19 protein-coding genes are annotated in these 21,912 nt (G+C 65.0%); 18 read left to right on the plus strand and 1 reads right to left on the minus strand.

Annotation, left to right across the window (positions count from 1 at the left end):
• Positions 1–23 precede the first annotated feature (23 nt).
• Genes ABLE91_RS15715 through ABLE91_RS15725 form a run of 3 tightly spaced genes read left to right on the plus strand, consistent with a single transcriptional unit; the run spans position 24 to position 3,374 of the window.
• Positions 24–407, plus strand: a complete 384-nt coding sequence (locus tag ABLE91_RS15715; RefSeq protein WP_348932123.1) for a response regulator transcription factor — start codon at positions 24–26, stop codon at positions 405–407.
• Positions 407–1,045, plus strand: a complete 639-nt coding sequence (locus tag ABLE91_RS15720; RefSeq protein ID WP_348932124.1) for a chemotaxis protein CheX — start codon at positions 407–409, stop codon at positions 1,043–1,045. Before ABLE91_RS15715 ends, ABLE91_RS15720 begins: the two co-directional genes overlap by 1 nt.
• A 4-nt stretch (positions 1,046–1,049) precedes the next feature.
• Positions 1,050–3,374 (plus strand): PAS domain-containing hybrid sensor histidine kinase/response regulator, encoded by a 2,325-nt coding sequence (locus tag ABLE91_RS15725; protein ID WP_348932125.1) that lies wholly within the window; start codon positions 1,050–1,052, stop codon positions 3,372–3,374.
• A gap of 13 nt (positions 3,375–3,387) precedes the next feature.
• Here the strand turns inward: ABLE91_RS15725 and ABLE91_RS15730 are convergent, their stop codons facing one another.
• A complete protein-coding gene (locus ABLE91_RS15730; RefSeq protein ID WP_348932127.1) occupies positions 3,388–7,956 on the minus strand; it encodes a response regulator in 4,569 nt (1,522 codons plus the stop codon).
• 343 nt (positions 7,957–8,299) lie between these two features.
• Here ABLE91_RS15730 and ABLE91_RS15735 point away from each other — a divergent pair, with 343 nt between their 5' ends.
• The 15 genes from ABLE91_RS15735 to ABLE91_RS15805 all read left to right on the plus strand — a co-directional run bounded on the left by ABLE91_RS15735 (position 8,300) and on the right by ABLE91_RS15805 (position 21,909).
• Complete coding sequence (locus tag ABLE91_RS15735) at positions 8,300–9,283, plus strand: Bug family tripartite tricarboxylate transporter substrate binding protein (protein WP_348932129.1); 984 nt, start codon at positions 8,300–8,302, stop codon at positions 9,281–9,283.
• Positions 9,284–9,288: 5 nt separating this feature from the next.
• Positions 9,289–9,738 carry a tripartite tricarboxylate transporter TctB family protein gene (locus ABLE91_RS15740; RefSeq protein WP_348932131.1) on the plus strand — a complete coding sequence of 150 codons (450 nt, stop codon included), beginning with the start codon at positions 9,289–9,291 and terminating at the stop codon, positions 9,736–9,738.
• Between the two features lie 7 nt (positions 9,739–9,745).
• The gene (locus ABLE91_RS15745) at positions 9,746–11,248 is read left to right on the plus strand and encodes a tripartite tricarboxylate transporter permease (protein WP_348932133.1); all 1,503 of its coding nucleotides are present in this window, start codon (positions 9,746–9,748) and stop codon (positions 11,246–11,248) included.
• Between the two features lie 139 nt (positions 11,249–11,387).
• The gene (locus ABLE91_RS15750) at positions 11,388–12,278 is read left to right on the plus strand and encodes a LysR family transcriptional regulator (protein WP_348932984.1); all 891 of its coding nucleotides are present in this window, start codon (positions 11,388–11,390) and stop codon (positions 12,276–12,278) included.
• Between the two features lie 111 nt (positions 12,279–12,389).
• Positions 12,390–13,331, plus strand: a complete 942-nt coding sequence (gene kdgD, locus ABLE91_RS15755; RefSeq protein ID WP_348932135.1) for a 5-dehydro-4-deoxyglucarate dehydratase — start codon at positions 12,390–12,392, stop codon at positions 13,329–13,331.
• Between the two features lie 161 nt (positions 13,332–13,492).
• Entirely contained in the window at positions 13,493–13,840 is a 348-nt protein-coding gene (locus ABLE91_RS15760) for an SH3-like domain-containing protein (protein ID WP_348932137.1), read from the plus strand.
• A 3-nt stretch (positions 13,841–13,843) separates the two neighbouring features.
• The gene (locus ABLE91_RS15765; RefSeq protein WP_348932139.1) at positions 13,844–14,518 is read left to right on the plus strand and encodes a nitrile hydratase subunit alpha; all 675 of its coding nucleotides are present in this window, start codon (positions 13,844–13,846) and stop codon (positions 14,516–14,518) included.
• Positions 14,515–14,856 carry a nitrile hydratase gene (locus tag ABLE91_RS15770; RefSeq protein WP_348932141.1) on the plus strand — a complete coding sequence of 114 codons (342 nt, stop codon included), beginning with the start codon at positions 14,515–14,517 and terminating at the stop codon, positions 14,854–14,856. The genes ABLE91_RS15765 and ABLE91_RS15770 overlap by 4 nt, the downstream gene beginning before the upstream one ends.
• Before the next feature lie 568 nt (positions 14,857–15,424).
• Positions 15,425–16,600 carry a helix-turn-helix transcriptional regulator gene (locus ABLE91_RS15775; RefSeq protein WP_348932143.1) on the plus strand — a complete coding sequence of 392 codons (1,176 nt, stop codon included), beginning with the start codon at positions 15,425–15,427 and terminating at the stop codon, positions 16,598–16,600.
• 202 nt (positions 16,601–16,802) lie between these two features.
• Positions 16,803–18,032 carry a formamidase gene (gene fmdA / locus ABLE91_RS15780; RefSeq protein WP_348932145.1) on the plus strand — a complete coding sequence of 410 codons (1,230 nt, stop codon included), beginning with the start codon at positions 16,803–16,805 and terminating at the stop codon, positions 18,030–18,032.
• Between the two features lie 56 nt (positions 18,033–18,088).
• Entirely contained in the window at positions 18,089–18,613 is a 525-nt protein-coding gene (locus ABLE91_RS15785) for an AmiS/UreI family transporter (protein WP_348932147.1), read from the plus strand.
• Positions 18,614–18,646: 33 nt separating this feature from the next.
• Complete coding sequence (locus ABLE91_RS15790; protein WP_348932148.1) at positions 18,647–18,943, plus strand: FmdB family zinc ribbon protein; 297 nt, start codon at positions 18,647–18,649, stop codon at positions 18,941–18,943.
• A 345-nt stretch (positions 18,944–19,288) separates the two neighbouring features.
• Complete coding sequence (locus tag ABLE91_RS15795; protein ID WP_348932151.1) at positions 19,289–19,684, plus strand: hypothetical protein; 396 nt, start codon at positions 19,289–19,291, stop codon at positions 19,682–19,684.
• Positions 19,685–19,913: 229 nt separating this feature from the next.
• Complete coding sequence (locus ABLE91_RS15800; RefSeq protein ID WP_348932152.1) at positions 19,914–20,276, plus strand: hypothetical protein; 363 nt, start codon at positions 19,914–19,916, stop codon at positions 20,274–20,276.
• Positions 20,277–20,415: 139 nt separating this feature from the next.
• Entirely contained in the window at positions 20,416–21,909 is a 1,494-nt protein-coding gene (locus ABLE91_RS15805) for a carboxypeptidase M32 (protein WP_348932154.1), read from the plus strand.
• Positions 21,910–21,912 lie beyond the last annotated feature (3 nt).

The raw sequence follows: 21,912 nt of genomic DNA on the forward strand, positions 1-21,912 counted from the left end.
CATCCGTGCCTTCCGGAGAGTTCATGAGCTTCACCGTCCTGATCGTCGACGACAGCAAACTGGCCCGGATGTCCGTCATCAAGGCGTTGAGATCGCTTCATCCCGACTGGTCTCATCTCGAAGCCGCCAATGCGGATGAGGCCCTCGCGCAGGTGCAGCAGAAGAAAGTCGATCTGGCGCTGCTGGACTTCAACATGCCGGGTCGCGACGGCCTCACCCTGGCGGCCGAGCTGAAGGCCATCAATTCCGATCTTCCCTTGGCGGTGGTGTCGGCCAATCACCAGGAGGAGATCGTCAGGAAGGCCACCGACATCGGCGCCACCTTTCTTGCAAAACCTTTGACTGAAAAGCTGTTGGCGGAGTTCCTGAACGGCGCTGCGGGGCACCTGAAGCCGGCGGCAAAGTGATGGGAAATACCGCGCCGGCCTTATCTGACCTGGAACTGGATGCCCTCACCGAACTGGTGAATCTCGGCGTGAGCCGCGCGGCCGTCAGCTTGCGCGAAATGATCGGCGAGCAGGTGCTGCTGTCGGTTCCAACCCTCGCGCTTGTCAGTTCTGCGCGGGCGGTGGAAATCCTGAGGGAGCGGGAGGATCGAAATCTCGTTGCCGTCCATCAGGCGTTCGAAGGCGATATTGCCGGGCGCGTCATGCTGATTTTCCCCGAGACCAAGAGCCTGGAGCTGGTGCGCGCGGTCACCGGCGGGGAATTGCCGCTGGAAGACATCATCGAGCTGGAACAGGAGGCATTGGCCGAAACCGGCAATATCATCCTCAACAGCTGCCTTGCCACCATCGCCAACCTGCTGCAACGCAGCCTCAAGATGTCCTTGCCGGAAATCCTGCGTGGAGAAGGGGCTGATTTTTTCAACCTGAGCCCCATATCCGAGGCCGATGATATCGTAATGTTCCTATATATAGATTTTGCCGTGCGGGAGCGGGACATTCGTGGCTATATCGCTATGCTGATGGACATGCCCTCCCTGGCGGCGCTGAAGGAGCTGCTCGGTGAATTTATCGAGCGAACAGTCGGCGCACCCAGCTGAGACCATGCCAGGACCTGGGAACACCTTCTGGGCCGATGTGGTCGATGCCCAGGACACCGGCCTTATCGTCGTCGATACGACCCATCGCGTAATTGCATGGAACGCGTGGCTTGCCGCTGCGAGCGGGCTCATAGCGGCGAAGGCCATGGGCAGGACGCTGGACGAGCTGTTTCCGGGCAGAGACGCGCGCTGGCTTTCCTCCGCCATCTCCCAGGCCTTTGACGCGGGCACGTCCGCGTTTCTGACGCACAGCCTGCACCCAAAGCTGTTTCCTCTCAGGACGCGGGCTGGAGCCGAGTTGTTCCATAACGTCACCGTCCGGCCGGTGGGCGAGAAGCCCTATTCCTGGTGCCTGATCCAGATTGCCGACATCACCACGGCCGTCCATCGCGAGCGGGTGCTCCGCGAGCGCCAGGATGCGCGCTACGACGCGGTCATGAACAGCGCCTCTGACGCGATCCTCACCCTCGATGCCGAGGGGAACATTCAGTTCGCCAATACCGCGGCGGCCAGCAAGCTCGGATATGAGCCGCAGCATCTGCTCAACCAGCCCATCGGCCCGCTTCTCCACGATCGGGAGGCCTGGTCGGCGGCCTGGAAAACCGTCCTGGCCGAGGGCACCTTCCACCACCCCATCGAGGTCGTGGTTCGGCGCAAGGATGGCTCCCTCAGCTATATGGAAGCATCCGCCTCGCGGTGGCTCAGCAATTCGCGGGTGTTCGTCACCGCGATCCTGCGGGACGTCAACGAGCGCCGCGCCGCCGAAGAAGCGTTGCGAAACCTCAATCAGACGCTGGAGCGCCGGGTTGCGGAGCGCACGGCCGACCGCGACCGCATGTGGCGCCTCTCGACCGACGTGATGATGGTCGCGCAGCTCGATGGCACCATCAACGCCATCAATCCCGCCTGGGGCCCGCTCTTCGGCTGGACCGAAGAGACCCTTGTGGGCGCGGACATCGCCGACTTCGTCGCCGATGAGGACCGGGACGGCTTCCGGGCCATTCTTCACTCATTCTCCCAGTTCCATACCCCGCGCTTGTTCGAATTGCGCATACGGACCCGGGACCACGGCTTCCGACGGGTGGCCTGGAGTGCGGTTGCGGCTGACGGCCTCCTGCAGGCGGTGGGACGCGACGTGACCGCCGAGCGCGAGGCCGAGCAGGCGTTGAAGGAAGCCGAGGAAGGCCTGCGGCAATCCCAGAAGATGGAGGCGATCGGCCAGCTCACCGGCGGCATCGCGCACGATTTCAACAATCTGCTGACTGGCATCATCGGCGCGATGGACCTCGTCAAGCGGCGGATCAAGGCCGGCCAGTACAGCGACGTGCAGCGTTTCATGGATGCTGCCTCCGCCTCGGCGAACCGCGCGGCCGCGCTCACGCACCGCCTGCTCGCTTTCGCGCGCCGCCAGCCTCTCGATCCGCAGGCGGTGAATGCGAACGAGCTCATCCTCGGGATGGAGGAATTGCTCAATCGCTCATTGGGCGAGCAAATCCAGCTTCAGATCGAACTCGCGCCCGATCTCTGGCCCACCCTTTCCGACGCGAACCAGCTGGAGAACGCCGTTCTCAATCTGGCGATCAACGCGCGCGATGCCATGGCGGACGGCGGGAAGCTGACCATTTCCACCACGAACACCGTCATCGCCCAGGCCGAACGGCAAAGGCAGGACGTTCTGGAGGCGGGGGAATATACCCTCATCTGCGTGCGGGACACCGGCGTCGGGATGGAGCCGGAGGTGCTCGCGAAGGTCTTCGAGCCCTTCTTCACCACCAAGCCCATCGGCCAGGGCACGGGCCTCGGGCTCTCGATGATCTACGGCTTCGCCAAGCAATCCCGGGGGCATGTACGCATCGAAAGCAAGGCCGGCGCCGGCGCCACCGTGAGCCTCTATCTGCCAAGACACAGAGGCGACCTCCACGATGCAGCCGAGGGCGGGCTGGCCGAGATGCCGAAGGGCGCGGGCGAGACAGTTCTGCTCGTCGAAGACGATCCTTCAGTGCGCCTGCTGATCGGCGAGGTGCTGCGCGATCTCGGCTATGGGTGCGTCGAGGCGAGCGACAGCCAGGCCGCGATGCCGATCCTGTCATCCGACGTTCGCCTGGACCTGATGATCACCGACGTTGGTCTGCCCGGAATGAACGGCCGCCAGCTGGCTGCTATCGCGCGCGAGCAACGCCCGAACCTGAAGATCCTGTTCGTGACCGGCTATACCGAGCGGGCCGTCGAGCAGGCGAGGTTCCTGGGGCCGGGAATGGAGATGGTCTCCAAGCCCTTCACGCTCGATGCGCTGGCCTTGAAGATCAGCGAGATGATCGGCGGCGCCTGAGGCGGGACGCCCTTTAGCGCATCACCGCCTTCAGCGCCGCCGCCAGCCGCTCCGAATCGTATGGCTTGACCAGCTGGACCGCGTCCGCCAGCAGGCCCTCATTGTCCTCGGAGGGGAGGATGTTCCGTCCCGATGCGAAGACGATCCGCAGCGTCGGCAGGCGCCGCCGCGCCTCCACGGCGAGCACGCTGCCGGACATGGTCGGCAGGCCCACGTCGGTGAGGAGAACCTCGACCGGCTCGTTTGCCAGAAGCACCAAGGCCTCCGGGCCGTCCGCCGCCTCGAACACGGTGTGCCCCATATCCTTGAGAAGTTCGGCGGTGGCGAAGCGGATCAGCGCGTCGTCCTCCACCAGCAGCACCCGCAGCAGCCGCTCGGGCCGTGCCGGCGCCTTGCCGCGCCCGTAGTCCGGCTGGAGCGCGGCGGCCGCCGCGTTCCTCTGCTGCTGGTTGCGCAGCACGTGGCGGATCTTCCGCGCCAGGGCCTCGCGCGTGTACGGCTTGCTCAGAAGCTCGATGCCCTCGTCGAGCCGCCCGCCATGGACGATGGCATTGTCGGTATAGCCCGACGTGAACAGCACCGCCGCCTCCGGCAGGCGCTCGCGCGCCTTTCGGGCGAGCTCCGGGCTGCGCAGGGGGCCGGGCATCACCACGTCTGTGAACAGGAGATCGATGGCCGCGCCGCTCTCGATGATGGCGAGCGCGCTTTGCGCATCCCTCGCCTTCAGCACGCCGTAGCCAAGGTCGGACAAGAGGTCCACCACGGTGCTGCGCACCTGCTCGTCGTCCTCCACCACCAGCACCGTCTCGGTGCCGCCGGTGATGGGGCCGGCCTCGGTCTCGGTCGCCACGTCCTCCGCCTCGCGCACCCGCGGCAGGTAGATGCGGATGGTGGTGCCCTGGCCGGGCTCGCTGTAGATCTTGATGTGCCCGTCGGATTGCTTGACGAAGCCGTAGACCATGCTGAGGCCAAGGCCGGTGCCCTGCCCTTCCGGCTTGGTGGTGAAGAACGGCTCGAAGACGTGCTCCATCACCTCCGGCGTCATCCCGCACCCCGTGTCGGTCACGGCCAGCATCACGTACTGGCCGGCCTTCACATCGGGGTGGAGCGCCGCATAGACATCGTCCAGCAGCGCATTGCCGGCCTCGATGGTGAGCTTGCCATGGCCCGCCATGGCATCGCGCGCATTGATGGCGAGATTGAGCAGCGCATTTTCCACCTGGGTGGGATCCACCAGGCTGTTCCACAGCCCGCCGGACACCACGGTCTCGATCTCGATGCCATCGCCAAGCGCGCGGCGCAGCAGATCATCGAGGCCGCGCACGAAGCGTCCGAGATTGACCACCTTCGGGGCCAGCGGCTGGCGGCGGCCAAAGGCCAGCAGCTGGGCCGCCAGCTTCGAGCCGCGCGACACGCCCGCGAGCGCGTTGCGCAAGCGCTGTTCCGCCCGCTCGCTGCCGGCCACATCGTTCGAAAGCAGTTGCAGATTGCCGCCGATGACCTGGAGAAGGTTGTTGAAATCGTGCGCCACGCCGCCGGTGAGCTTGCCCACCGCTTCCATCTTCTGCGCTTGGCGCAGCACCTGCTCGATCTTCTCGCGCTCGTCGGCCTGGGTGCGCAGCTGCTCATTGGCGGCTTCCAGCTCCGCCGTGCGCGCCACTACCTTGGCTTCAAGAGTCTGGTTGAGCTGCATCTGGCGCTCTTCGCTCTCGCGCAGCGCGGCCTCGGTGCGGCTGCGTTCCTCGATCTCGCTCTGGGCGGACCGGTAGAGGCGCGCATTGTCGATGGCGATGGCCGCCTGCGCGGCAATGCCCAGCAGCAGACGTTCCGCGCGATCGGTGAACACGCCCGGCTCGGGATGGCCGAAGAACAGGCCGCCAAGCACCTCGCCCGAACGGGACACGACAGGTGCGGCCAAATAGGAACGCACCGGCAGATGGCCCTTCGGCATGCCGAAATGCGGGTCGTTCTTGCCGTAGCGCGGGTCCGTCAGGATGTCGTCGGAGCGGACCACGCCCTCGCCGTTGAACGTGGGCGCGAACACCTGGGTGTTGCGCGGCATGGGAAACCGGGAGAAGGCCTCGCGCGGCACGCCAGAGAGTGTGTAGAGCATGTAGCTCTCACCCTTCTGGTCGATCACGTTGTAGAAGAACGATCCGAAGGCGGCGCCCGTCAGGCTGGTGGCGGCGTCGGTCACGGTCTGCACGGCGCGCGCCAGATCGAGTTCGCCGGCGACCGCGATCCCCACCCGGTTGAGGGTCTCAAGCGTGGACGCCTCTTCCCGCAGCGCTTCGTTCATGGTTTGGCGCATGCGCGCCATGGCGAGCGCACCGTCCACCCGCGCGGCGAGCTCGCGCGCCGAGAAGGGCTTCACGAGATAATCGTCGGCGCCTGCCGCAAGCCCCTCGACGCTCGCCTCCTCGCCGGCCCGGGCGGAGAGGACGATGATGGGCAAGTCGCGCAGCTCCGGATCCTCGCGGATGGCCCGGATCAGCCCGAAGCCGTCGAGCCGGGGCATCATCATGTCGGTCACGAGCAGATCAGGGCGGTTGGCACGGATGGCCGAGAGAGCCGCCGCGCCATCCTCCACCGCCACGCAGCCATGGCCCCCGCCCAGCAGGCGGCAGATATAGTCCCGCATGTCCGCATTGTCGTCAGCGACGAGGATGCGCGCCCGCGCTACGGCATCCCCGGCAGCGGCTTCCACTGGTGTTTCCGGGGCAATGTCGCCGATGGCGTTTTCCGACGGCCCGCCGGGGAGCCACCGCAGCGCCTCCTCCACAAAGGCCTGCGCGCGACCCGAAGTGGCGACGGCCGTGCCCGCCCCGCGCATCCGGTCCGCCGGCAGATGGGCGGTGCCCATGGGGATGGTCACCAGGAAGGTGGTTCCCCTGCCCTCCTCGCTCTCCACGGAGATGGCGCCGCTGTGCAGGTTCACCAGCTCCTGCACCAGGGCGAGGCCGATGCCGCTGCCTTCGAAGCTGCGTCCGCGCGCGCCCTCGATCCGCCGGAAGCGCTCGAACAGATGGGGCAGCTCGTCCTCGGGGATGCCCGTGCCCGTGTCGCGCACGGCAAGCGTCACAGCGCCACGCTGCGCCGTGAGGGTCACCGCGATCTCACCCTCGAACGTGAACTTGAAGGCATTGGACAGGAGGTTGAGGACGATCTTCTCCCACATGTCCCGGTCCACATGGACCGGCTCCGGCAGCGGCGGGACATCGACCGTCAGGGCGAGCCCCGCCTTCTGTGTTGCGGAGCGGAAATTGCTCGCGAGTTCCACGGTGAGGGCCGACAGGTCGGTGGCCTCGAAGCTCGCCTGAGTCCGCCCGGCCTCGATGCGGGAGAAGTCCAGCAGGGCGTTCACCAGCTTGAGCAGCCGCGTGCCGTTGCGATGCGCGACCGCGATGCGCTCGTATTGCTCCGGCGCCAATGCCGTCGCCTCGGCGAGGCTTTCCTCCAGCGGCCCGAGCATGAGGGTCAAGGGTGTGCGGAATTCATGGCTGATATTGGAGAAGAAGATGGTCTTCGCCCGGTCGAGCTCCGCCAGGGCTTCGGCCCTGAGCCGCTCCTGCTCGTAGGCATCCGCATTGGCGATGGCGGCGGCGATCTGGCCCACCACCAGACCGAGAAACGCGCGGTAGTCCGCATCGAACAGGCGGAAGCGGTTGAGCCCCACCACCAGGACGCCCGTGCGGCCGGTTTCGCCCGCGGCGGGAATCTGCAGCAAGGCGACCGCGGCCGGGGCCTCGCTCCAGGCGCCCGTCGGAAAACCCCCGGCCTGGCCATTGAGCTCCACGACGCTGGTCTCATGGGTTTCGAGCACCTTCGCGAAGGGCCATGCGGCATCGGCGACCCGGATGCTGGCCGGCGCTGCGAAATGGCCCGCGACGATGCCCGCAGCCCCAACGAGTTCGAGTGTCTTCTGCTCCTCGTCGGCCATGTAGATCATGGCGAATGGCAGATCCCGCGCGTCCGCGGCCAGCGCCGCCGCGCCTTGCTGGCCAACGTCCTTCCACGCGCGGGCCTCGCTGGTGCGGGCGGCCAGGTCGCGTAGCAATGCGAGCTGGCGTTCGCCGATGACTCTCTTCGTGTCGTCGGTGTTCGCGCAGATGATGCCGCCGGGATTGCCGTCATCGTCGGGAATGGGGCTGTAGGAGAACGTGTAATAGGTCTCTTCGGGGTAGCCGTTGCGCTCCATGATCAGGAGCTGCTCCTCGACATAGGTGCCCTCGATGCCGCCCATGGCTGTGGCGAGCATAGGGCCGATGTCGGACCAGATCTCACGCCACACCTCGGCTGCTGGCCGGCCGAGCGCCTCGGGATGCTTGCCACCGATAATCGATTTGTAGGCGTCGTTATAGAAGAAGATCAGCTCACGGCCCCAGCCGATCCAGATGGGCTGGCGCGAGGTCAGCATGATGCGGATGGCGGTCTTCAGGCTTTGCGGCCAGTGCTCCGGCGGCCCGAGGGTGCTGTCCCACTCGAAGGCACGGAGCAGCGAGCCCATCTCGCCTCCGCCCGCCAGGAAATTTATCGGCCCATTCGTGTGGTTTTCCACCTTGGGCAGCCTTGCATCAGTCATGGCGGACGCTGGAATTAGAAGACGTTGTTCGTCCCCTAACCGAAAACTACTCAGTGCGCCATAGGTTCACTGTGAAGAATCGATTCAGCTAAAACTTGACCTGAACAGTAACCACCGCCGTTGGCACGACCTTGAAAAGAGCCGGGCGCACGATCCTCCTGCGGGTCTCAGGGGCCAAATGGCCGGATGCGGCCGATACAAAAAATAAATTGATTGATGCCGAAACGAGGGTTTTTCGGCATCAAAGTTTCAATAGGGTCACATAATGAGCGGCAGAAAGTCCGCTCTTCTAGATCCCGCACCCATGCGTCAGCGGGGCTCGTGACATCTGGGAGAAACGCCAATGCGCTTCCGCGCCTTCACAAACATTGCAAGTATTGCTGCAGTTCTGTCTCTGACCTTCGCGGCGGCGTTGCCGTCTGCTGCGCAGGAGTTTGCCCGCCCCGTCCGGCTCGTGGTTCCATTCGCGCCGGGTGGCACGTCGGACATCCTGGCCCGGCTCATCGCGCCGAAGCTGTCGGAGGCCATCGGCGTCGCGGTGGTGGTGGAGAACAAGCCCGGCGCCGCCGGGAATGTGGGCGCCGAAGTCGTGGCGAAGGCCCAGCCCGATGGCCACACTTTGCTGCTCATGGATGTGGGCTCGCTCGCCACCGCGCCGAGCCTGTTCCCCAACCTCTCCTATGACGTGCAGAAGGATCTCGCGCCCATCAGCATGGTCATGTTCGGCCCCTATGTCCTGGCGATCAATCCGAGCGTGCCGGCGACGTCCGTCCAGGAACTCGTTGCCTATGCCAAGGCCAATCCTGGCAAGCTCGCGGTGGCCAATTCGGGCGTCGGCGCGCTCAATCACGTCACGGCGGTCATCATCGCCAAGGCGCTCGGCATCACCTGGAAGAACGTGCCCTACAAGGGCGGCGCCGCAGCGTCCCGCGCGGTGGTGGCGGGCGAGAGCACGGTTATCATCAACGGCACCTCGGCAACCCTGCCTTTCGTCACGAGCAAGCAACTCGTGGGCCTTGCCGTCACGGGCGATGAGCGCCTCGCGGCCGCGCCCAATCTGCCCACCTTCAAGGAAGCCGGCCTGCCCGCCGCCGATGCCGGCACCTGGCAGGGCCTCCTGACCACCAGCGGCACGCCGCCGGCGGTGATCGCACGCCTCAACACCGAGCTGCGCAAGATCCTGGCCGATCCGGATATCGCCAAGAAGATCGCCGACCAGGGCGGCGAAGTGCGTACCGGCACGCCGGATGCCTTCAAGGAGTGGCTGGCCACGAACATGAAGTCGTGGGGCGCCGCGATCCAGGAAGCCGGCATCAAGGTCGAGTGAGCGACATGACCGCTCGGCGCTTCGATCTGCCGGACATTCTGTTCGGCCTGTTCCTCGTATTCGTTGCGACGGCGGCCCTCGTCGCAACGCGCCATCTGACGGTGGGCACTGCGGCGGATATGGGCGCCGGCTACATGCCGCGCATGGTCTCCATGGCGCTGCTGGCCTTTGGCCTGTTCTTCACCGTCCGGGGGCTTGTGAGGCGCCATCAGGGCATCGAGCGGCTGCGGGTGCGCCCCGTGGTCGCCATTTCGGGATCGGTGGCGGTGTTCGCCGTGCTGGCCGCGAGCGCCGGCCTCGCGCTCGCCTCCATCGCCACCATCGTCGTGGCGGGCCTTGCCAGCCGCGAGACCCGCCCGCTGGAAAACCTGCTGTTCGGCATGGTGATCAGCGCGGGCGCCGTGCTGCTGTTCGTGAAATTCCTGGCGCTGCCGGTGCCGGTCTGGCCGTGGTGAGGGCGCAATGGAATTCTTCGACAATATCCTGCTCGGCTTCTCCACCGCGCTGCAATTCAAGAACCTCCTGTTCTGCCTGATCGGCGCCGTGATCGGGACCGCCATCGGCGTGCTGCCGGGCATCGGCCCGATCCCCACCGTGGCGCTGCTGCTGCCGCTCACCTTCGGGCTGGATCCGGCCACATCGCTCATCATGCTCGCCGGCATCTTCTACGGGGCGCAATATGGCGGCTCCACCACGGCGATCCTGGTCAACGTGCCGGGGGAAACATCCTCCGTCGTCACCTGCATCGACGGGCATGAGATGGCAAAGCAAGGCCGGGCGGGACCGGCGCTCGCCATCGCCGCCATCTCGTCCTTCTTCGCCGGCACGGTGGCGACCGTGGTCATCGCGGTGCTGAGCCTGCCGCTTTCCGCCTTGGCGCTGAAATTCACGGCGGTGGAGTATTTCAGCCTCCTGGTCCTGGGCCTATTCGCGGCGGTGATCCTCGCCCATGGCTCGGTGATGAAGTCGCTGGCCATGGTGCTGCTGGGCCTGCTTCTGGGCCTCATCGGTATCGATGTGAGCTCGGGCATCGCCCGCATGAGCTTCAACATTCCAGAACTCGCCGACGGCATCGATTTCGTTCCCGTCGCCATGGGCCTGTTCGGGCTCGGCGAGATCATCGCCAACCTGGAGCGGCCCGAGCCTCAGCGGGCGGTGGTCAGCCAGTCGATCCGCGATCTCATTCCCAGCCGCGCCGACATGAAGGCGGCCTTCCCCGCCATGGTGCGCGGCACCTTCATCGGCTCGGTGCTCGGCGTCCTGCCGGGTGGCGGGGCAGCGCTGCCGCCCTTCTCGGCCTATGCCCTGGAGAAGAAGATCGCCCGTGATCCCAGCCGCTTCGGCAAGGGCGCCATCGAAGGGGTCGCGGGCCCCGAGGCGGCCAACAATGCGGGGGCCCAGACCAGCTTCATCCCCATGCTGACCCTCGGCATCCCCTCCAACGCCCTCATGGCGCTGATGATCGGCGCGCTGATGATGCAAGGGATCCAGCCCGGCCCGCAGATCATGACCGAGCAGCCGGCTTTGGTGTGGGGCGTGATCGCCTCCATGTGGACGGGCAATCTCATGCTCCTCATCATCAACCTGCCGCTGGTGGGCGTGTGGGTGTCGATGCTGAAGATTCCCTACCGCCTTCTGTTCCCCGCCATCGTGCTGTTCTGCTGCATCGGCACCTACGGCATCGCCAATTCGCTGTTCAATGTCTGGCTCATGCTGGGGTGCGGCGTGATCGGCTACTTCTTCATCAAGGTGGGCGTGGAGCCGGCCCCGCTGCTGCTCGGCCTCGTCCTCGGCCCGCAGCTGGAGGAGAATTTCCGCCGCGCCATGCTGCTGTCCGACGGCGATTTCGCCGTGTTCATCCAGCGCCCCATCAGCGCCATCCTCCTCGGCGTTGTGGTGGTGCTGCTTCTGGCCCTGCTGTCGCCGGCGGTGCTGCGCAAGCGGAAAGAGGCGCTGGCCGAATGACACGGCAGCGGTGGCCTGCGGGATGGCATGAGACTTGACGGAAGGGGCGCGCGTGACCATGCAGCGTAAAGGGTCCATGGCGACCGCGCCGACAGCGTGGCCGCAGGCGGGGCCTGCGCGCATCGTCGGAAGCCGCCCCATGTTCGATCTCAACCAGCTTCGGTGCTTCGTTGCGGTCGCCGAGGAACTGCATTTCGGCCGCGCGGCCGAACGGCTGAACATGACCCAGCCACCCCTCAGCCGGCAGGTGCAGATCCTCGAACGCATCCTCGACGTGACCCTGTTCGAGCGCACCAGCCGCTCGGTGCACCTGACGCCGGCGGGCGCGAGCTTCCTGCCCGAAGCCCGGAGAATCCTGAAGCTGGCGGACAGCGCCGCGCTGATGACGAAGCGCGTGGCCGCCGGCAAGGCGGGCTCCATCCGCATCGGCTTCACGGCCGCCTCCGCCTATTCTCACCTGCCGGATCTCGCGGCGGCCTGCCTGACGCATCTTCCGGACATCGATCTCGCGCTGAAGGAAATGGTGAGCAGCGCCCAGGTGGAGGAATTGGGGGCCGGAGAGATCGATGCCGGCCTGCTGCGTCCGCCCATCCCGCGCAGCATGGAGAGGGTGCGCATGGCATCCGAACAGCTCATGGCCGCGGTGCCGGAAATGCACCCGCTGGCAGCCCGCGAACGCCTCGCCATGGCCGATTTCGCCGACCAGCCCTTCATCATGTATACGCCCTACGAGGCGCGCTACTTCTACGACTTGGTCTCCGAATTGTTCGCGCGCGGCGATTGCCAGCCGAAATATGTCCAGCACCTGTCCCAGATCCACACCATGCTGGCACTCGTGCGCTCAGGCATAGGCATGGCCCTGGTGCCCGAAGCGGCCGTCAACCTTCATGCGAAAGGGGTCGTGCTGCGCCCGCTCGACTTCCCCTTCCCCCGCCCGGTCGAACTGTTTCTTGTCTGGCGCAAGGACAACGACAATCCGCTCCTGCCGATTATCGCGAATATCGCGCGCAGCCTTTACGGCTTTCCTTAGGCTCTTAAGTCCATATAGTTTTTGTATGGATCGATGCGTGCTTTATTCTATCTCGCATCGATCCTGAAGCTAGAACTGTCCTTCGACGCATGATCAATGGAGGACGGCGCCATGAGCAAGATGACCCCTCACGAGATGGCCCAGGCGATAGGCGCGGGGCTGCTCTCCTTTCCCGTGACACCGTTCGATGCCGCCCTCGCGTTCGACGAGGCGCGCTACCGCTCCAACCTCGACTGGCTGTGCGGCTATGACGTGGCCGGCCTGTTCGCGGCGGGCGGAACGGGGGAATTCTTCTCGCTCAGCCCAGCAGAGGTGGAGAAAGTGGTGTCCGTCGCGGTGGCCGAGACCCGGGGCCGGGTTCCGGTGATCGCCGGGGCGGGTTACGGCACCGCCATCGCCAAGGATCTCGCCGCGGCTGCGGAACGGGCCGGAGCCGACGGCCTCCTGCTGCTACCGCCCTATCTCGTCCATTCCGAGCAGGAGGGGCTGATGGCCCATGTGGAGGCGGTTTGCGCGTCCACCAAACTGGGCGTCATCGTCTATAACCGCGACAATGCCATCCTGAACGAGGACAGCGTCGCCCGCCTCGCCGGGCGCTGCCCCAATCTCGTGGGCTATAAGGACGGCATCGGCGACATCGAGTTGATGACCCGCATCCAGTCGCGCCTCGGCGATCGGCTCACCTATATTGGCGGCCTGCCCACCGCGGAGACCTTCGCCCTGCCCTATCTGGAAATGGGCGTCACCACCTATTCCTCGGCGGTGTTCAACTTCATTCCTGGCTTTGCCACCCGCTTCTACGCCGCTGTCCGGCGGCGCGATCGCGACGCGGTGGCGGCCGGCCTCAAGGCGTTCATCCTGCCGCTTCTGGCGATCCGCAATCGCAAGAAGGGCTATCCCGTCTCCATCATCAAGGCGGGAATGAAGGTGATCGGCCGCGACAGCGGACCGGTCCGTCCCCCGCTCACCGATCTGGACGCGGACGAACTCGCCCAGCTGGCGGCGCTCGTCGCGTCCCTGGACGAAGCAGACCGCCGCGCGGCGGCGGAATAGGCCCGGCTCGCAGACGCTCAGCCGTCTCGTCCCTGGTTCCGCGTGAAGGCACGCAGGCGCACGGGCGCCGAATCCTTATTTCGATAAGGCGGCCCCCGTCGTCATTGCGCTATAATGGCCTGCTATTCGCTAGCGGCTGCGGCCGGCAGGGAGACCAGGAGATGGCAAGCGAGACGCTTCAGGATGGCGTGCCGATGGCCGGCATCGTCTTCGCTTTCGGCGAGCAGCCAATCTTCAGGCCCGGCGATGCGGTGCGGATCCTCACGCGCACGCCCGTGGGGCATTATCGCGTCCCCACCTATCTGCGCGGCAAGCGCGGGACCGTCGAGCGGGTGATCGAGCCGGCGGGCGTGGACAATGAGCAGGAAGCCTATGGGCGGAATGCCGGGGCCAAGCGCCATTATTACCGCATCGCCATCCCCATGACCGAGATTTGGCAGGATTATGCCGGCTCATCGCGGGACGGGCTGCGCATCGAAGTCTTCGAGACCTGGCTTGAGAGGATCTGAACTATGAGCCAAGGCGCATCCGGTCACGATCATCCGCACGATCATGACCATCCGCACGACCACCCCCATGCCGAGATCGCCCAAGCCGAGCGTCCAGGGTATTACGACATCATGGAAACGGCGGTCCGGGAGCTTCTGATCGAGAAGAAATACTTCGGAGCCGACGAGATCCGCCGGCAGATCGAGGTGCTGGATTCCCGCACGCCTGCCCTCGGCGCGAAGGTCGTCGCCCGTGCCTGGCAGGACCCCGCCTTCAAGGCCCGCCTCCTGGAGAATGGCCGCAAGGGGTGCGAGGAGCTGGGCATCAGCTTCTATGACGACACCCACCTCATCGTGCTCGAGAACACCGACACGGTTCACAATCTGATCGTGTGCACCTTGTGCTCCTGCTATCCGCGCCCCGTTCTGGGCCTCCCGCCGGACTGGTACAAGCTGAAGCCCTTCCGCGCGCGGGCCGTGTCCGAGCCGCGCGCTGTCCTTGCGGAATTCGGCACGATCATCCCCGACGATGTGGAGATCCGCGTCAGCGATTCCACCGCCATGGTGCGTTATCTCGTCCTGCCGAAGCGGCCGGACGGCACGCAGGATTTTAGCGAGGAGCAGCTTGCCGCCCTCGTCACGCGCGACGCCATGATCGGCGTGGTTCCGGCGAGCATCCAGACGGGGAGCGTCCAATGAGCGAGACCGAGCATCTCCTGAAGCGGCTGCCCAACGACATCGGCGGCCTGCCGGCGGCGCCCATCGACCGCACCGAGCACGACCTTGAGCCGTGGGAGAAAAGGTGCCATGCGCTCGCTGACGTTCTCGACTTCCACAAGATCGTCAACACCGAGGAGAAGCGCCGCGGCGTCGAGGCCCTCGGCGCCGAGATGGTCGGCAAGCTGACCTATTACGAGCGCTGGGTCGCGGCTTTTGCCAACATCCTGTTCCAGAAGGGCATTCTCACCCCGGAGGAGCTTGCGCGGAAGATGGACAAGGTGGAGGCGCGCTGGCCCGCCGAGCCGGCCCGGCCATGAGGCGAAGCCCGCGGGCGCCTGACCTGCTTGGCGTGACCCGGCGGCGGGCTCCCCTCGCCGCGGGGTCTTGGTCCGCCCGGCTCGATCCCGACGCATCGATCGCTTCCGCTCGGAGCAGTGTGACTCACGAGGCGGAGCCCGCAAGCGGGATCGACCAAAAGTGGAAGCACAATCCGCGAAGACGGATGAGCCGCGATTGCGCCTAAGCCTTCTTGGGGTAGCGTCCTTTTTGCACCTGGACTGGCGCCACAGTCCGCTCTGCAGTAAAATTGTGGGAGCTGTTACGTTTCGAAGCTTGGTGCCAAGATCGGGACCAAGCGGGTGCATCCGAACGCCGTGGTGGCGAGATCATTTCTTATGACTGGTCGAAGTGAAGCATTTGGTCTGAACATCATGATATGCCTCATGCAATGGATGCCTATCTGAATTTTTAGTCGGAAAATATTCAGTGGGTGCAGGAATTCTGCATCGCACACCGACACTAATCCGGCGCGGAACCAGGATCAGCCAGACTTAGCCCGCTCCGGAGGCCGGCACCCGCGAAGGTGCCCTTCGATAAGAGCAGGTGATGGACGGGAACCGGCAATCGGAAACGCTCGTCGAGTTGGGGCATCAAACGGCCCTCAGCGGATCGATATGGACCCCATTCCTGCAACAGGCCCGACGCGAACTGCGGGCATCCAGCATCGGCCTGTGCCACCACCAATGGGACGTCGAACGGGGCGTGATCGAAGCCGCGGCCGGAATCCCGCCGAACTTCACGGCCCGCTACACGCAGATGAAGGCCTGCCAGAACCTCTGGTGCAGGCAGGCAGCCTTGCTCCCCGCAGGTGCGGCGGTGCCGGGCAGCGAACTCGTCCCGGTCCGTGAACTGGTGCTGACAGACTTCTATCGCGCGTGGCTTCGCCCGCAGAATCTCCTGCACGCGCTGATCGGCGTCATCGCCCGCGACCGGAACAAGCTGACGTGCCTGCTTGTCATGCGCCATCGGCAGGGCGAGCAATTCTCCACGGACGACGTGAATTTACTCAAGCAAATACTGCCAGGCCTCCGCCGTTCTCGGGAGGCGGCGGAACATATCAAGATTGCGCAGCGCCGGGCAGGCGTGGTGCGCGCCGTCCTCGATGCCGTTCCCGAGGCCATCATGGTCGTCGACAGGAATGGTGAAATCCGCGAGTGCAACCTGGCGGCCAAGGCGCTTCTTGGGCTCGCCGACGGACTGCGATGGACGCACGATCGGGTCGTCGCGACCGATGCGGGAGAAAACCGCGACCTGCGCGAGCTCATCGCCAGGAACGCCGGCGGAGGCGGATCGGGAGAATGCATGCTGGTCACGCGGGCAGGCGCCGGAGACGCGCCCTTGCTGCTGGTGGTCAGGCCGCTTCCCGGCCCGGAGAAGGGGGAAGAGGGACTGGCCGTCCTCTCGACGCGCAGCAAGCTCGGCGGCATCGGCGTTTCGGCGAACCAGCTCCGCTCCCTGTTTGGCCTGACGCGGGCCGAGGCAGGGCTCACCGGGCTGATCCTCGGCGGCGCCAGCCTGAAGGAAGCGGCCGGAGCCCTGCACATATCGAAGAATACCGCGCGCACGCACATGAAGCACATCTATGCCAAGAGCGACCTCCATCGGCAGCAGGATCTGCGCCGGCTGCTCGAACCGAGCACGCTCGACCCTCCCTCGAACCGGCTCACGGGCCTCGGCGGCCTCACCCCAAGGGGTGACGCGGCCTCGCGATCCGCCAGCTAGGCTAAGAACTCAGCTTTGGGAACGATGGCATTCCCCCGCGGAGGTGTGGTGAGAGCAGCCGACGGCGGAGAAGGTTCGGCACCGGCGGCATGACCAATGGACCGTCCCGTTCGCGAACGTCCATCGGCGGGCACGGCTCCATGACGCCACGCCTGCGGAGCGGAGACGCCGCGGGAAGCCATCAGACAGAGGAGACGTCCAGATGCCGAAGACAGCGTTCAAGGCCGATCTCTCGCGCGCACCGGAACAGGCGAAGATCAAGACGCACAATCGATGGCATCCCGACATTCCCATGGTTGAGATGTTCCGGCCCGGCGACGAGTTCCGCGTGGAGTGCTTCGACTGGACGGGTGGCCAGATCACGAACAACGACAGTGCCAATGATGTCCGCGATGTCGACCTGACGCGGGTGCACTATCTCAGCGGACCGTTCGGTGTGGAAGGAGCCGAGCCCGGCGACATCCTCGTGGTGGATCTGCTCGATGTCGGCGCCCTGCCGGAGTCCCCATGGGGCTTCACCGGCATCTTCGCCCGCGAGAACGGCGGCGGCTTCCTGGTGGACCATTTTCCCAAGGCCCGAAAGGCCATCTGGGACTTCCACGGCATCTACTGCACCTCGCGCCACGTGCCCAACGTACGCTGGGCCGGCATCATCCATCCCGGGCTGATCGGCACCCTCCCCTCACGCGAACTGCTTGAACGCTGCAACAAGCGCGAGGCGGAACTGATCGCCACCGACCCGAACCGCGTGCCTCCCCTGGCCGTCCCGCCCTATGCCGACACCGCGCTGATGGGCCAGATGACGGACAAGAAGGCCCAGGATGCGGCGAAGGAAGCCTGGCGCACGGTGCCGCCACGCGAGCATGGCGGAAACTGTGACATCAAGAACCTGTCGCGCGGCTCGCGGGTCTATTTCCCGGTCTATGTCAAAGGCGCGGGGCTCTCCATGGGAGACATCCACTGGTCGCAGGGTGACGGAGAGATCACCTTCTGCGGCGCGATCGAAATGGCCGGTTTCTTGGATATCGGCATCGATCTGATCAAGGACGGCGTCAACAAATACGGCCTCGTCAACCCCATCTTCCAGCCGAGCCCCATCGAACCCCACTTCTCGGAATATCTCGTCTTCGAAGGAATCTCCGTGGATGAGAAAAGCGGAAAGCAATTCTACCTCGACGCGCACGTGGCATACCGCCGGGCGTGCCTCAATGCGATCGAGTATCTGAAGAAGTTCGGCTATAGCGGCGAGCAGGCCTATGTGCTGCTGGGCACCGCGCCGGTCGAGGGCCGCATCAGCGGGATCGTCGATATCCCCAATGCCTGCTGCACCCTCGCGATCCCCACCGAGATCTTCGACTTCGATATCCGTCCCAACGCATCGGGACCGACCCGGAGCGTGACGGCCGGTGTGGACGTAGTTGCCACGAGTTGAGGCCAGCGCGCGCCGGCGCTGCCGGCGCCGCTCCCTCCTTTGAGGAGTGTTGCACCGTGATCCTCGGCATGGCTCTGTTCTGGGTGGGGGCCGTCCTCTTCCTCAACGGCATGTGGCTTCTGGGCCGCGTCGGCGATCGGGAGATCGCAGTCATCGACGTCTTCGTCGGAGCGTTGACGCTCATCATCTCCATCTATCTGGCGTTCGGCCCAGCCGCAGACGGCGCGTCCATCAGGGCCGCGACGCTGACGCTGATGTTCTCCTTCACCTACTTCTGGGTGGCGTGGAACCGCTGGAACGGCGCGGACGGGCGTGGCCTCGGGTGGTTCTGCCTGTTCGTGGCCATCACGACCGTGCCGGTCTTCCTTCAGGCATTCGCCGGCGCGCAGACCAACTGGGACTATTGGCTCGCGATCAACTGGCTGTCCTGGGGCATCCTCTGGTTTCTCTTCTTCCTCATCCTGGCGCAGGGCTGGACGAAGCTGGCCACGTTCACGGGTGCGCTGTGCGCCCTGCAAGGCATCTATACCGGCTGGATTCCGGGGTATCTGCTGCTGAGCGGCCTCATGTCGACCTCATGAGGAACAGGGCCGAGCAACCGAACGGAGCGGACCATGCCTCTCTATTCTTTCTGCTGTGATCGGTGCGGCATCTTCACGGCGCTCCGCTCCATGGCGGCATTCGCCGAGCCGGCCGCGTGCCCGGCCTGCGGAGCCGAAGCGAACCGGACCGTGGCCTCGCCTTATCTGATGCGCCTCAATCCCGCGATCCGTCGCGCCCACGAACGCAACGAGAAGAGCGCGCATGAGCCCCGTGTGGTTCGGCATGAGGATTGGGTGCGCGAGGGCCGGCTTCGGCAAACGGACTCGTACCTGCATTCGCACGGTCACCACCACGCTCACGGCCATTGAGCCGTGGTCCCGCCCGCGATCAAAGGCCCCTTGCCGGGGTCAGCGCCACGCAAGATTCACCCCTGACATTGCCGCCGAATTTACGGAGCGGCACGCTCTGGGGCGGCGGCGGCTCCACAACCTGTGCCCACATCGTTTGGACGCACACGCATGGATTTTAGATTGAGGGTCTTTCGCCCTTCAAAAACCATGGATTTCAGATGAGAAAGCGCTGGGTCGTCCGAAAGTAAGCGACCCTTCCAATTATTAAAGGTGCGTTTCGCCGCAGCTTAAAAAATTACTTCCGAGAAGCTATAATCCGTCTTAGAAAATGGACCCAAAGAACATAGGAACTACGTGGCGAAAATGATCGATACGACCCGAGCTGTCAACAGCGTGATCGAAAAGCTTGAACGTAAGTCCCTTAAATCTGCAGAGGAAGAAATCGATATTAAGAACATGTCGGAGGCGATCATCCGAGAAACGTTGGTTTTTATAGACAATCTCGATCGCACTTTGCGTACAAAGTCCATGGGTTCAATCGAACGATTTAATACAGTCCATCGCGCGAGTAGAATACTTGAGGTACGTCTTCACGTTACAGTTCTCGGGAAAAGTAAAGTGCTCAAATTTGGTGTTCATCGCACAAAGATCGTTGTCGGAGGCCAAAGGGAAAGTGACGAAGTCAGCCCTTCAGGCCCGGTCTACAACCAGGAGCAGCTTATCGACTGGCTTTCGAACCAAATCATCTCGGCCGCATAAAGCGGAGCGACAGCTCGATTCTGAGTGAATCAGACCTTCCCCTAAGGAGGATTGGTGCCACCCGGCCCGGCTCGGGCCATTGACGATCCGCCGCGCCTTCGCACAGGCTATGGGATGATCCGGATCACGCCATCGCGGAGATCATCGTCATGTGCCGTGCGGGCGGGCCTCGCTCTGCGGCACAAAGGCGTCTGGCTTCATTTGCATCGGAAAATTGGGAGACACACGGATGGTCAAGCCTAGCCCTGCGGGAAAAACATCTCGGAAGCCCGAACTCGTGGTGTTCATCGAGCAGATTTCGGGGCTCATCAGCGAGGACCGATACACGGATGCGGGCGAGGCCATCGCGAAATTCGCGAAGGAGCACCCCACCCTTCTGTTCTTCGTGGACGAAGCGCTGCCCGCGCGCGTGTCGGACCACCTCTTGAAGAAGACCAACGCCCATTCGGCCTTCACCACCTATACCCTGCGCCATCCCAACTGGGCGACGGAGCTGACCAAGTCCGCCACCGACCCCGAAGCCTTCGCCGGGCTGGTGCAGTCCATCGAAGCCGGCATTCGGGAGATCGCGGGCACAAAGAAGGCCGCCTAGATCCCGCCAGACCGGGGCCTGTGCGCGACCTGCGCAGGCACCCGCCCCGCGGCGCCGCTTGTCTTCCCTTTCTCGCTTTCCTAATGAACCTGAAGCGGCGCCAAGCCGCGGCTCCGGCCATGGCCGGCGGGGAGACACCATGACCGCCTATTCCGAGCTCTCGTCGCATTTTGCCCGCGCCTCGGCGCTGTCCAACGCCATCGGCATCCTCCAATGGGACAGCGACACCATGATGCCCAAGGGCGCCGTGGGCACGCGGGCGGAAAGCCTCGCCTTCTTGCGCGTAACGCATCACGGCCTCATGACCGACCCGCGCATCGGCGACTGGCTCGCGGCGGCCGACACGGATACGGACCTCGGCGCGTGGGAGCGGGCGAATGTGCGGGAAATCCGCCGCATCTGGACCGTGGACACGGCCCTTCCGGCGGACCTCGTGGAAGCGTCCAGCAAGGCGGTGTCCGCCTGCGAGATGGCGTGGCGCCAGGCGCGGGCGGATGCGGACTTCCCGGCCCTCCTGCCCTTCCTCGAAGAAGTGCTGCGGCTGCAGCGCGAGATCGGCACAGCCAAGGGCGAGAAGCTCGGCCTCTCCGCCTATGACTCGCTGCTGAACGATTATGAGCCTGGCGGGCGCTCGGCGCGCATTGACGGGCTGTTCACGGACCTTGCGGCGTTTCTTCCCGCCTTCACCGATGAGGTGATCGCCCATCAGGCGCGCCAGCCCCAGACGCCCTCCCCCGACGGCCCCTTCCCCGTGGAGGCGCAGCGCGCGCTCGGCATCGCCATGATGGGCGTGCTGGGCTTCGATTTCGCGCGTGGGCGCCTCGACGTCTCCGCCCATCCCTTCTGCGGTGGGGCGGACAATGATGTGCGCATCACCACCCGCTATGACGAGGCGGACTTCGCCCGTGCGCTCATGGGCGTGATGCACGAGACCGGGCATGCCCTCTACGAGCAGGGCCGGCCGCAGGCTTTCCTGCACCAGCCGGTGGGTGCGGCGCGCAGCATGAGCGTGCATGAGAGCCAGTCTTTGCTCATGGAGATGCAGGCCTGCCGCAGCCGCGAATTCATCACCTTCGCCGCGCCGAAGATGCGGGAGGCGTTCGGCCGGAGCGGCCCGGCCTGGGAGGCCGACGCGCTGCTGCGGCACTATACGAAGGTGCATCGCGGCTTCATCCGCGTGGATGCGGACGAGGTTACTTATCCGGCTCATATTATCCTGCGTTACCGGCTGGAGAAGGCGCTCATCGGCGATGAAATGCGGCTCGCGGACCTTCCCGCCGCCTGGAACGCCATGATGAAGGAGCTGCTGGGCATCACCCCGCCGGACGACCGCGTGGGCTGCCTCCAGGATATCCACTGGCCGAGCGGTGGCTGGGGTTATTTCCCCACCTATACGCTGGGCGCCATGACGGCGGCGCAGGTGTTCGATGCAGCGCGCCGCGCGGATCCGGATGTGCTGCCGGGCATCGCCAAGGGCGATTTCGCGCCGCTGGTGGCGTGGCTTCGGGCCAACATCCACGGCAACGGCTCGCTGTTCGAGACCGACGAACTGCTCACCCGTGCCACCGGCCGCCCGCTGGACGCCTCGGTCTTCATCACCCATCTGCGCCGGCGCTATGCCGGCGAACAGTAAGGC

The sequence above is a fragment of the Aquabacter albus genome, from assembly GCF_040049275.1.
Classification (GTDB): domain Bacteria; phylum Pseudomonadota; class Alphaproteobacteria; order Rhizobiales; family Xanthobacteraceae; genus Aquabacter.